This is a genomic window from Bradyrhizobium sp. Rc2d (genome assembly GCF_900099855.1).
Classification (GTDB): domain Bacteria; phylum Pseudomonadota; class Alphaproteobacteria; order Rhizobiales; family Xanthobacteraceae; genus Bradyrhizobium.
Window position 1 is genome coordinate 24,504 of the sequence record NZ_FNCU01000052.1, and the last position, 11,741, is coordinate 36,244.

An 11,741-nucleotide genomic window follows, 5' to 3' on the forward strand; every position below is an offset into this window, starting at 1 on the left:
GCTACTGTGCATGGGGTTGTTTTTCGGTATTTTGTGTGACCGTCGCACCAACTAGCTCAGCAGGAACGATAGCAGCGCGCGCATCTCGGCAGGCTTGACCGGCTTCTTCAACACTTCGAGGCCGGAGAGGCTCGCTTGCTTGGCGGCCTTCTCGGAATAGTCGGCGGTGATGATCATCGCGGGCACATCGAGCTTCAGTTGCTGCCGGATGTCGGCTATCGCCGACAATCCGCTCTCGCCGTGATCGAGATGAAGATCGGCGATGACCGCGTCGGGCGCGCCGCCCAGCTCGCTGAGACGCAGCAGCGCTTCCGCTGCCGATCGCGTGGTCGCGACATCGCAGCCCCAGCCTTCCAGCAGAGCGGCCATGGCCTCGGAGCCGGATGGATCGTTCTCGACCAGCAGGATCTTGGCGCCTTCGAGGCCACCATATTGACGTTCGGCGAGCTTGGTCTCGTGCACCTCGTCGCTGACCTCGGCGAGATCGGCCGGCTCGAGCTCCAGGACGAATGTCGATCCTTTGCCGACCTGCGACGACAGCTGCACCGCATGTCCGAGCACCGTCGCGAAGCGGCGAACGATGGAGAGACCGAGCCCGAACCCGGCCTGGTCGGTTGCGCTGGCCTCACCGCGCTGGAATTCGCGAAAGATTGCCTCCTGTTGCGCCTGCGCAATTCCCGGTCCGGTGTCGGAGACCTGGACGCAGATGCGGTTGTTCCGGCGCCTGCATCCCATTACGACGCCGCCGCTGCGGGTGTAGCGGATGGCATTGGCAAGCAGATTTTGCAGGATGCGCCGGAGCATCATCATGTCCGACGACACCGCGAGCGGCGAGTTGCGGATGCGCAAGGACAGGCCTTGCCGTGCCGCGATCGGCGCGAATTCGTTGCGGAGCTGCTCGAACAGCGGCGCGAGCGCCAGCGGACGCACGTCCGGCCTGAGCGCGCCGGCGTCGAGCTTGGCGATCTCCAGCAGCGATCGCAACAGGTCCTCCAGCGTCACCAGCGAGCGGTCGACCTGGTCGATCAGCAGGCCCGCCTCCTGCGTCTCCATCATCTCGGCCAGCGCCGAGAGCGTCAGGCGCGCCGCGTTCAGCGGCTGTAACAGGTCGTGGGTGACCGAGATCAGAACGGACGATTTGAGCGAGCTTGCGGCCTCGGCCTGCTGCTTGGCGCGATACAGACCCTCATTGGCGCGTTCGATCGAATGCAGTGCCTCGCGCAACTGGTGCGTCCGGTCTCGAACCTGGCGGTCGAGCGCGATGGCTGTCTCGAACAGCGAGAAGGCATTGAGCTGCTGGTCCATCGAGCGCTCGACGCGGGACATCAGCGCGGCATTGATCTTCTTCAGCTTCGCGGCTTCGCGCTGCAGCTGTTCGACCGTTTCGGCATCCTGCCATAGCCCGCTCATGAGGAGCGCCTGCCGATGGCGACGCCCGTGAACGTCTGGTTCACATGCATCGAGCCGAACTGTTCGCCGTAGGTATGAAAACCGACGACGCGGTTCTGGCGATAGAGCTCGGACATGTCGCGGGCGAGCTGGTGCTGCTCGGCGTCGAGCCGGCGCAGCAGGCACTCGAAACCGATATAGAGCGAGACCTCGCCGATCTGGTCACGCGTTTCCGCGAAGGCCTCGCGTGTCGTGCCGACCAGGCTGCGCGATGTCGCCGCCGTCAGCACCATGCCCTCGTCGATGGCGCAAAAGAAGTGCAGCGAGCCGTCCGGTTCGACGCGCTGGATCGACCGGGCGTAGTAGGAGCCGCCGACGCGGACCAGAACCGGATGCGAGGCGAACGAGAACGGATCGAGCTTGGCGTCCATGATCCCGACGACGCGGGAATATTCCTGGGCCGCGGGCTCGGCGTTCAGCTCCCTGACCGTTCGATTCTCGATGTCGGCCTCGGTGACCACCATCTTCTGCGGCCGTGGTTCGAAATTGTCACATTTGAACACCCGGAACGGCAGCGACGTGCTCAAGACGATCAGGAGAGCGGCATTCGTGTACGCCTTGCCGTCGAGGAACACCCAGGTCCTCTCGAAGCGCATCCCGTCGCCCGCAGATCCACCGACGATCGGAATGTCGTCCAGCGAGGCGTAGATCGCGGACATCACCGCTTCTTCCCGGCGGCACAGGCCGTCGATCAGGACCAGGCCGAACGGATTTCCGCGCTCGATCTGGGAAGACACCCGCAGCAGCTCCTGCCGAAGCTCGGCGCCGATCCTGCGGCCGTCCTCGACGCGAAAACTGTCGAGATTGAGGATGGGGCGCACCACGGCCGAGAAGTCGGCTCGGCTGAACGCGAGAGCGACGACGCTGTTCTCGTCCCAGCCGTCGGGAGCGAGCTCGCCGGCGGTGGTGCAGCCGCAGACCGGGACTCCATCAAATTGTCGGCTGATCTCGGCGATGAATTGGTGCGGATCGTAGCTCGGGGAGACGAAGAGCAGAATGAGCGCCAGCTCGTCGGATGGGAGCTGGCCGGCGAGGTCGGCAACGGCTTGCTCGGCGCCCGCGGCCTTCGACTTCGCGACAGCAACGCCAAACCGAAAGTCGGTTTGCCCCACTCCGTTTCTCCCCTCGAGGACCCGCTCGGTCTAATGCCAAGTGCCTGACAAGTGTCCAAAGAGTATGGCCTTTTTCGCCCGGTCGCAACTCGGCGGCCAGGTCCGCGGGGCGCGTGTTCCGCACCAAGCCGCCGTTGCGGAGGAGGGGCGGACGAATTTACCGCCCCTTGACGATTCTGCCCTAATTTTCATCGCCGGTCCGGAAGGGGCTGCTTCCTGGCCGCGTTGCACGTGCAAGAACAGATGTTGGGGGTTGGAATGTCCGGGCGTACCGCATCGCCGTCGAAGCGCACACTATTTCCGACCCTCAGGTTTCGTACCAAGATCATTCTGGGCTTCGCCGCAGTGCTGGTGATTTCCGCCGGCAGCATGGCCTTCTCCTATTTCGGCTTCGAGCGGGTTTCCTCCGGGGTCGGGTCCTACCGCACCAGCGTTTCCGAGGCAGACCTTGCTCGCAGCATCGACCGCGAGCTGCTCGCCTATCGTTCGGCCGCCCGCTACTTTGTCGTGACCGGCAAGGAGGACGACGCCAAGGCGGCGCTGGAGGCGGAAGCCAGCCTGAAGGCCGCGATCGACCAGGCCATCAAGAGCGCCAAGAAGCCGGCGAGGCAGGAGGGCCTTAACAAGCTTGCCAAGGAGTTTTCCAACTTCTCCGCGACCTTTGCCAAGATCTTGCAGGCCAAGCGCGACAGCGCGCTGCTGGTCCAGAACCAGCTCCAGCGGAACGCCAATCTCCTGAAATACAAGCTCGACGACATCGGCAACAACGCCTCCGACGCGGAAGCGCAGGCAATCGAGTTCGGCACCAAGCAGGTCAATGCCCAGTTCCAGACCGCAAGTTCTGCCGCGAGCAATTTCATCCTCAATTCCGACCAAGCGGTCGCGGCAAGCGCGCTGGCGCGGCTGAAATTCGTCGATAACTCGCTCGGTGCGGTCTATTCCATGGACGACAAGATCGTCGCCGGGCTGAAGGACGCCAAGGCGCTGCTGGGAGCCTATCGGCAAGCGCTGGAGAAGCTGATCGCCAACGCCAAGATGATCGATGACCTCGTGACCGAAATGAGCGGCTCGGCCGGGGCGATCCTTCAGGGCGCCACCGCCATGAAGGCGGACCTCGTCGCCGAACAGCAGCGGCTGGATGCGCAGTCGGAAGCGACCATCGGACAGACCGAGCAACTGGTGCTGATCCTCGCCGTCGGCGGCACGCTGCTCGGTGCGGTCCTCGCCTTCCTGCTCGGGACCGGCATGTCGCGTCCGATGATCGCGATGTGCAAGGCGATGCGGGAGCTGGCCTCGGGCAATTTCGACGTGGTGCTGCCGGGACTTGGCCGCAAGGACGAGATCGGCGAGATGGCCGGCGCGGTCGAGGAGTTCAAGGTTCAGGCGGTGGCCAAGGCCGAGCGCGATGCCGCCGCCAGCGAAGTCCAGAACCGGGAGCAGGCGGCAAGCCGCCGTGCCGAGCTGATCCGCTTTGCCAAGCGAAGCGCAGCGTCCAGACCGTCGCGCAGGGCACCCAGACCGCGGCCACCGATATCGGCGAGGTCAACCGCGGCGCCGCCGAGACCGGTTCGGCCTCGGAAGAGGTGCTGAACTCGGCCAAGACGCTGTCGAGCGAAAGCACCCGCCTGCGCGCCGAGCTCGACCGCTTCATGGCGAATATCCGGGCGGCGTAAGGCACCGCTGTCGCACCACCCCTCGGCTGTCGTCCCGGACAAGCGCGCCCTCAAGCGCGCGCCGATCCGGGACCCATAAACACCGAATTGCGTTGCTGCACGAGCTGGTAACTCCGAGTCTTCGCAAAACGATTGCTGCGGAGTATGGGTCCCGGATCGGCGCTCCGCTCCAGACAACGCTGCGCGTTGTCGGGAGCTACGCTTGTCCGGGACGACGCGGAGGATTTGCGCGCCGGCCTTCAATTTGTAGCGGCGCGGGAAAGCCCGCCTTAATCCCCGCGTCACCTCACCGCCAGTTGCGGTGCCACAAATTTACCACAGCTTATCCTTTGCCCCGTAACGTGCCGCGGAGTCGGGAAGCGGGCTGCTTCCGGCTGCGCCTGGTTTTCCGCGAATGGAATGGGGTGGGGGAATGTCGGTCAAGTCGAAGTCGCAGCAATCGAAGCTGCCAACGCTACGGTTTCGCGCAAAAATCATCCTTGGCTTCGTGGCGGTGCTCGCCATCCTCGCCGTCAGCATGGCGTTCGCCTATTTCGGCTTCGAGCGGATCCAGGCCGCCGTGGCCTCCTACCGCGCAAGCGTCTCGGAAGCCGATCTCGCACGGACCGTCGACCGCGAGCTGATCGCCTATCAGGGGTTGGCGCGGGCCTATACGCTGACGGGCGCGGCGGATGACGAGACCGCGGCCAAGGCCGCCGAAGAGAATCTGAGGAGCGCGATCGGCAAGTCGATGTCCGCCACGACCGGGGCCGCCCGCCGTGAGCAGGTCGGCAAGCTCGAGGCCGAATTCCAGCGCTTCACGAAGGTGTTCGGTGAGATCATCACCCTGACCCGCGAGAACAACAAGATCGCGGCCGATGAGCTCAACAGCGTCGGCAACAAGATCCGCTTCAAGTTCGACGATCTCGCCGACACGGCTGCGCTGGCGGGGCTTGCATCGGTCCAGACCACGGCCAAGGACGTCACCTCGCAATATCTGGCGGTTTCCACCTCGGTCAGCGCCTTCGTCGCCAAGCCAGAGCCGAAGACCGCCGATGGCGTGATCGCCCGCATCAAGTTTCTGGAGACCTTGCTGGTCTCGATCTACGCGAATGACCAGAAGATCACCGACCGCGTCACCGAGATCGGCAATCTCCTGAAGCAATACCGCACCTCTTTCGCAAAGCTGACCGAAAACGTGAAGGTCATCGTCAAGCTGAACGGTGAGATGACCAAGACGGCCGCGTCCATCCTCAAACTCTCGGCCGAGCTGCGCTCGGACCTGACCGCCGACCAGCAGCGCATCGAGGCGAGCGCCAATGCGACCATCGGGGAGACCGAGCGGCTGATGCTGATGATGGCGCTCGGTGGCCTTGCCGTCGGTGCTGTGCTGGCCTGGATGCTCGGCAATGGTATCTCGCGTCCGATGATTGCGATGTGCAAGGCGATGCGGGAGCTGGCTTCGGGCAATTTCGACGTGGTGCTGCCGGGACTTGGCCGCAAGGACGAGATCGGCGAGATGGCCGGCGCAGTCGAGGAGTTCAAGGTTCAGGCGGTGGCCAAGGCCGAGCACGATGCCGCCGCCAGCGAAGTCCAGAACCGGGAGCAGGCGGCAAGCCGCCGTGCCGAGCTGATCCGCTTTGCCGACGATTTCGAGAGCGCGGTCGGCGCCATCGTCTCCAACGTCTCGGCATCCGCCGTACAGCTGGAATCGGCAGCCTCCACGCTGACCCGCACCGCCGAGACCACGCAGAGCCTGTCGAGCCAGGTCGCCGGCGTCTCCGAGCAGGCCTCGTCCAACATGCAGTCGGTGGCGACCGCGACCGAAGAGCTGTCGGCCTCGGTCGAGGAGATCGGCCGCCAGGTCCGCGATTCCAGCCGCATTGCCGAGGCCGCCGTGGTGCAGGCCAAGGAGACCGACGGCCGCATCGGCAAACTGTCGCATGCCGCCCAGCAGATCGGCGAAGTGGTCAAGCTGATCACGGCGATTGCCGAGCAGACCAATCTTCTGGCGCTCAACGCCACCATCGAGGCGGCGCGCGCCGGTGAAGCCGGTCGCGTATATCGGCACTCCAGCCGTATCGCCGAGGCCGCCGTGGTGCAGGCCAAGGAGACCGACGGCCGCATCGGCAAGCTGTCGCATGCCGCCCAGCAGATCGGTGAAGTGGTCAAGCTGATCACGGCGATCGCCGAGCAGACCAATCTTCTGGCGCTCAACGCCACCATCGAGGCGGCGCGCGCCGGTGAAGCCGGTCGCGGCTTTGCGGTGGTTGCGAGCGAGGTGAAGTCGCTGGCGAGCCAGACCGCGAAGGCGACGGATGAAATCTCCTCGCATATTACCGGCATGCAGGGCGCCACGGCCGAATCGGTCGCCGCGATCAAGGAGATCGGCGCGACCATCGGCCAGATCTCGTCGATCTCGACCTCGATCGCGAGCGCCGTCGAGCAGCAGGGTGCGGCAACGCAGGAGATCGCCCGCAGCGTCCAGACCGTCGCGCAGGGCACTCAGACCGCGGCCACCGATATCGGCGAGGTCAACCGCGGCGCCGCCGAAACCGGTTCGGCCTCGGAAGAGGTGCTGAACTCGGCCAAGACGCTGTCGAGCGAAAGCACCCGCCTGCGCGCCGAGCTCGACCGCTTCATGGCGAATATCCGGGCGGCGTAGGGCACCGCCGTCGCACCACCCTCGGCTGTCGTCTCGGACAAGCGCGCCCTCAAGCGCGCGTCGATCCGGGGCCCATCACCACCGAATTGCGTTGCTGCACGAGCTGGCAACTCCGAATCTTCGCAAAACGATTGCTGCGGAGTATGGGTCCCGCATCTGCGCTCCGCTCCGGACAACGCTGCGCGTTGTCGGGAGCTCCGCTTGTCCGGGACGACGGTGGAGATCTGAAACTCACTCCCGCCCAAACGCCCGCTTCAGCTCCACCTTCGCGCGCTCCAGTCGCGTGCGCTGGGTCTTCGGCAGCGTCTTGCCGGCGCGGTTGATGTAGAACGTCAGCATCGACAGCGCGGAGCGATAGGCGCCAGTCTTGCGGCGCGAGCTGTGCTCGGCCGAGCGCTTCAGGGAGCCCGCGATTTTCTTGGGGTCCTTGAGCTTGAACACACCGCGCTTGAGATCGAGTGCGTCGCTCTCCTTCGTCACACGCTGCGACCATCGCTTCGGTGCTGCGCGTCGGCTTGACCTCTTGCGTGTCGTGCTGGCCTTGCGGCGCGCGGTGTTGCGCACGCCTGTCTTCCGTGAATGTGTCGTCTTTCTGACCTGAGCCATGCGTCAACTCCTTGCAGCTCCATCGAAAACGGATGTTCTCGGCAGCTGTTCCTATGGGAACCCAGCCTCGTCGCAAACGTTGTCGCAGGTGGCAGGCGGAATGCCGCATCCCCATCATCGGATCGACCCCGTCCACGCTATGTGAACCGGGGCCGCTTCCATTGATCAGACACAACAACGCGATGGAATTGCAGCAAAGCCCAGCGCTGAATTATGAATCTGCGATCTCGGCGGTGGCGACGGATCGCGTCGTCGAGACCAGCATTCCCTCGCGCCTCGATGCGCTGCCGTGGAGCGGCTTTCACACGCGCGTCGTGCTCGCACTCGGCATCACCTGGATCCTTGATGGACTCGAGGTGACGCTGGCCGGCGCGCTCTCGGGCGCGCTGAAGCAGAGCCCCTCGCTGCATTTCTCCAATCTGGATCTTGGCATCGCCAATTCCGCCTATCTTGCCGGCGCGGTGCTGGGTGCGCTCGGCTTCGGCTGGCTCACCGACCGCATCGGCCGCAAGAAATTGTTCTTCATCACGCTTGCGCTCTATCTCTCGGCGACGGCTGCGACTGCTCTGTCATGGGATATCGCGAGCTACGCGCTGTTTCGTTTCCTCACCGGCGCCGGCATCGGCGGCGAATACACCGCGATCAATTCGACCATCCAGGAGCTGGTGCCGGCGCGCTATCGCGGCTGGACCGATCTCATCATCAACGGCAGCTTCTGGATTGGCGCTGCGATGGGCGCGGTGGCGGCCATCGTGCTGCTCGATCCGGCCGTGATCGGTCCCGATCTCGGCTGGCGCCTCGCTTACCTGATCGGCGCGACCGTAGGGCTCGTCGTGCTCTTGATGCGGATGTGGATTCCGGAGAGTCCGCGCTGGTTGATGATCCACGGCCGACCCGACCAGGCGCATGCCATCGTCGACGAAATCGAATGCTCGGTGATCGGACAAGGCCAGGATACGAGCGACGGACGCTTTGCGAAGATCCGCCTGAAGATGCGCGATCACACGCCGATCCCCGAGGTCGTCCACACGCTGTTCTCGGCCTATCGTCAGCGCGCGCTGGTCGGCCTCGTGCTGATGAGCGCGCAGGCGTTCTTCTACAACGCCATCTTCTTCACCTTCGCGCTGGTGCTGACCGATTTCTACGGCATCAGCGCCGATCATGTCGGCTGGTACCTGCTGCCCTTCGCCGCCGGCAACTTCCTCGGTCCGCTGCTGCTCGGCCGCCTGTTCGACACGCTCGGCCGCCGCACCATGATCGTGTTCACCTATGGCGTATCGGGCTTGTTGCTGGCGCTGTCAGGCTATCTGTTCTCGATCGGCGCGCTCAGCGCGCAGGGGCAGACCGTGGCCTGGATGGTGATCTTCTTCTTCGCCTCGCCGGCGGCGAGCGCGGCCTATCTCACCGTCAGCGAGAACTTTCCCTTGGAGGTTCGCGCGCTGGCGATCGCAGTGTTCTATGCAGTCGGCACCGGCATTGGCGGCGTGATCGGGCCTGCACTATTCGGCGCGCTGATCGACACGGGATCACGCACCAGCGTGTTCGCCGGCTATCTGCTGGGGGCAGTCCTGATGATCGCGGCCGCGATCGTGGCGTGGCGCTATGCCGTCTCGGCAGAGCGCAAATCGCTCGAACAAATCGCACGGCCGCTTGCCTTTATGGAGTAGACTATGAAATCGGAACTTGCGGAAATGGCATTGGACGAGAAGCTCACCATCCCTGGTGACGACGAGACGCCGGAAACGGTGCCGGTGCCGCATGCGCTCGTGCCGCATCTGGACGAGACCGCGATCCTGCTCGACATCGACGGCACGCTGCTCGACCTGATGCCGACGCCGCGCGAGGTGTGGGTGCCGCCGGGGCTGTCGGACACGCTCAATCGTCTGGTGGAACGCACCTCCGGCGCGCTGGCGCTGGTCAGCGGCCGCTCGCTCAATGACATTGACCTGATCTTCGCGCCCGACGTGTTTCGCGCCGTCGCCGGTCACGGCGCCGAGATGCGGCTGTCGGTGGACAGCGAAGCCGATGACGTCCACGCGCCGCCGCTGGACAAGGAGCTGAAGCGGCGGCTGGCTGCGATCGCCAAGCTCAGCCCGGGAATTCTGCTCGAGGACAAGGGCTATTCGCTGGCACTGCATTACCGCCTTGCGCCGCATGCGGAGAAGGCGATCTACGAATCCGTGTCGCTGATCCGCGCCGATCTGCCCAATGCGCCGATCGAGGTGCTGCCTGGCAAATTCGTCTGCGAGATCAAGCATTCCGGCTTCACCAAGGCGAGCGGTGTGCACGAATTGATGCAGCATGAGCCATTCAGGGGACGTCGTCCTCTGTTCATCGGTGACGACGTCACGGATGAGACCGTGTTCGCGATCATGCCTGATATGGACGGGCTCGCCTTCTCGGTCGGCCGCCGCGCCATGGGTGTGAATGGTCACTTCGATGCGCCGAGCGATGTGCGTGCGTTCCTTGCGCGCCTGCTCGATCCGAGGTGAAACAAAGGCAGAGCCACCTCGCGGACATAATGCCCGGCAGTATCGTTGCGCATCGCAATGCATGCTGCGCAACACAAATCGCAAAAAGCTGATGAATCGTCGGGTTCCGCGAAGGAAGCCAGTTCCAACGCGCATGCCCGATTTTGGTTTCAATTCGTTGAAACGATGATCCGGAACCATATTGATGAACGGCAGTTAAACGGGCTGGAATGAAACAGGAGGGGACGACCTGTGAACTTAGTTGTCGTTTCAAATCGCGTCGCGCGCGGCAAACCCAATGAACCCATGACGGGCGGCCTCGCGGCGGCCTTGCTGCCGGTGGTGGAACATTCGGGGGCCATTTGGGTGGGTTCTTCAGGCCGCGTGCGTGATGGCCATCAGAAGGAACCGTTCGCCGAGATTGAAGCACTGGGTTCGGGCGCGATTGCGACGCTGGATCTGCCGGCGGCACATTACGGCGGCTATTACGAAGGCTTTGCTAATTCAGCGTTGTGGCCGGCACTGCATTCGCGCAGCGATCTGATCCGCGTCTCGCGCGAGGACTATGTCAGCTATCGCGAGGTCAACGCCTTCATGGCGCGCGCCTTGATGCGTTTCCGAAAAGCAAAAACCGCGTTCTGGGTGCAGGATTATCACTTCCTCGCGCTCGGCGCAGAACTGCGTAGTCTCGGCGTCGGCGATCCCATCGGTTTCTTTCTTCATACGCCGTGGCCGGTCGCCGCGGTGGTGCAGGGCGTGCCCAATCATCGCGAGCTGATCACGGCGATGCTGGCCTACGATCTGCTCGGTTTCCAGACCAATGAGGACTGCCAGAACTTCCTCGCTTATGTCGGCGGCGAGCTCGGCCTCGGCATCGAGAACGGTGTTGCGATCTCTCAGCATGGCCGCACGCGCTGTGAAGTGTTTCCGATCGGCATCGATGCGGAAAAGTTCGCGCAATATGCGGCGAAGTCGGTCTCGCATCCCGACGTGTCGCGGCTGCGGCGCAGCCTCAATGGCGAGCGCCTCGCGATCGGCGTCGACCGCCTCGACTATTCGAAAGGCCTCGTCAACCGCATCAGTGCATTCGACCGGCTCTGGACGGAGCATCCGCAGTTTGCGCGCAGCATCTCGCTGCTCCAGATCGCGAACCCCTCGCGAGGTGGCATCGAGGCCTATGGCAACCTCCAGAACGAGGTCGCGCGCCTCGTCACCGACGTCAACGGTCGTCACGGCGAAGTGGACTGGACGCCGATCCGCTATTTGAACAAGGGTTTTAGCCAGACCGTGCTCGCTGGCCTCTACCGCACGGCGCAAATCGGCGTGGTGACGCCGCTGCATGACGGCATGAACCTCGTTGCCAAGGAATACGTCGCCGCGCAAAACCCAGCCGATCCCGGCGTGCTGGTGCTATCGAAGTTCGCGGGCGCGGCCAACGAGCTCGACACCGCCTTGATGGTCAATCCGCACGACATCGACGGCATGGCGCGCGCGGTCGCGGTCGCGGCCTCAATGCCGCTCACCGAGCGCAAGATGCGCTGGGACGTGATGATGAAGAAGCTGCGCGGCCACACCATCCAGCAATGGTCGACCGACTTCGTGGCTGAGCTTGAGAAATGTCGGACCGAAAAGGCCGCCGTTGTCCCGCTCGCAGCGCAGCCGCCGCAGGCGCTGCGCTGGCTGAAGTCGGCGATCTCAGGTGTGCGGTTGATCTAGTTCTTTTCCCTTGCCCGTTTTTTACGGGGAGAGGGGGCCGCACGTGATTTATGAAAGGACCTGTACCTCC

7 protein-coding genes and 1 pseudogene are annotated in these 11,741 nt (G+C 64.0%); 5 read left to right on the forward strand and 3 right to left on the reverse strand.

Features of this window, described 5'->3' with window-relative positions; all coding sequences use genetic code 11:
* Positions 1 to 51: 51 nt before the first annotated feature.
* Together BLV07_RS38255 and BLV07_RS38260 are read right to left on the reverse strand one after the other, a co-directional pair.
* Entirely contained in the window at positions 52 to 1,410 is a 1,359-nt protein-coding gene (locus BLV07_RS38255) for a hybrid sensor histidine kinase/response regulator (RefSeq protein WP_091896531.1), read from the reverse strand.
* A complete protein-coding gene (locus BLV07_RS38260; protein WP_091896532.1) occupies positions 1,407 to 2,561 on the reverse strand; it encodes an FIST N-terminal domain-containing protein in 1,155 nt (384 codons plus the stop codon). The genes BLV07_RS38255 and BLV07_RS38260 overlap by 4 nt, the downstream gene beginning before the upstream one ends.
* Positions 2,562 to 2,819: 258 nt before the next feature.
* Here BLV07_RS38260 and BLV07_RS38265 point away from each other — a divergent pair.
* Positions 2,820 to 4,037 (forward strand): annotated as a pseudogene (locus BLV07_RS38265) (HAMP domain-containing protein); the annotation flags it as partial.
* A 609-nt stretch (positions 4,038 to 4,646) separates the two neighbouring features.
* Positions 4,647 to 6,878, forward strand: a complete 2,232-nt coding sequence (locus BLV07_RS38270) for a methyl-accepting chemotaxis protein (protein WP_091896535.1) — start codon at positions 4,647 to 4,649, stop codon at positions 6,876 to 6,878.
* Positions 6,879 to 7,109: 231 nt separating this feature from the next.
* Here BLV07_RS38270 and BLV07_RS38275 read toward each other — a convergent pair whose 3' ends face one another.
* On the reverse strand, positions 7,110 to 7,484 hold the full coding sequence (locus BLV07_RS38275; protein WP_091896538.1) for a DUF3175 domain-containing protein: 375 nt from the start codon (positions 7,482 to 7,484) through the stop codon (positions 7,110 to 7,112).
* A gap of 182 nt (positions 7,485 to 7,666) precedes the next feature.
* Here BLV07_RS38275 and BLV07_RS38280 point away from each other — a divergent pair, with 182 nt between their 5' ends.
* The 3 genes from BLV07_RS38280 to BLV07_RS38290 all read left to right on the forward strand — a co-directional run bounded on the left by BLV07_RS38280 (position 7,667) and on the right by BLV07_RS38290 (position 11,671).
* Complete coding sequence (locus tag BLV07_RS38280) at positions 7,667 to 9,151, forward strand: MFS transporter (protein ID WP_176946044.1); 1,485 nt, start codon at positions 7,667 to 7,669, stop codon at positions 9,149 to 9,151.
* 3 nt (positions 9,152 to 9,154) lie between these two features.
* Positions 9,155 to 9,976, forward strand: a complete 822-nt coding sequence (gene otsB / locus BLV07_RS38285; RefSeq protein WP_091896541.1) for a trehalose-phosphatase — start codon at positions 9,155 to 9,157, stop codon at positions 9,974 to 9,976.
* Between the two features lie 231 nt (positions 9,977 to 10,207).
* Positions 10,208 to 11,671, forward strand: a complete 1,464-nt coding sequence (locus tag BLV07_RS38290) for a trehalose-6-phosphate synthase (protein WP_091896544.1) — start codon at positions 10,208 to 10,210, stop codon at positions 11,669 to 11,671.
* Positions 11,672 to 11,741 lie beyond the last annotated feature (70 nt).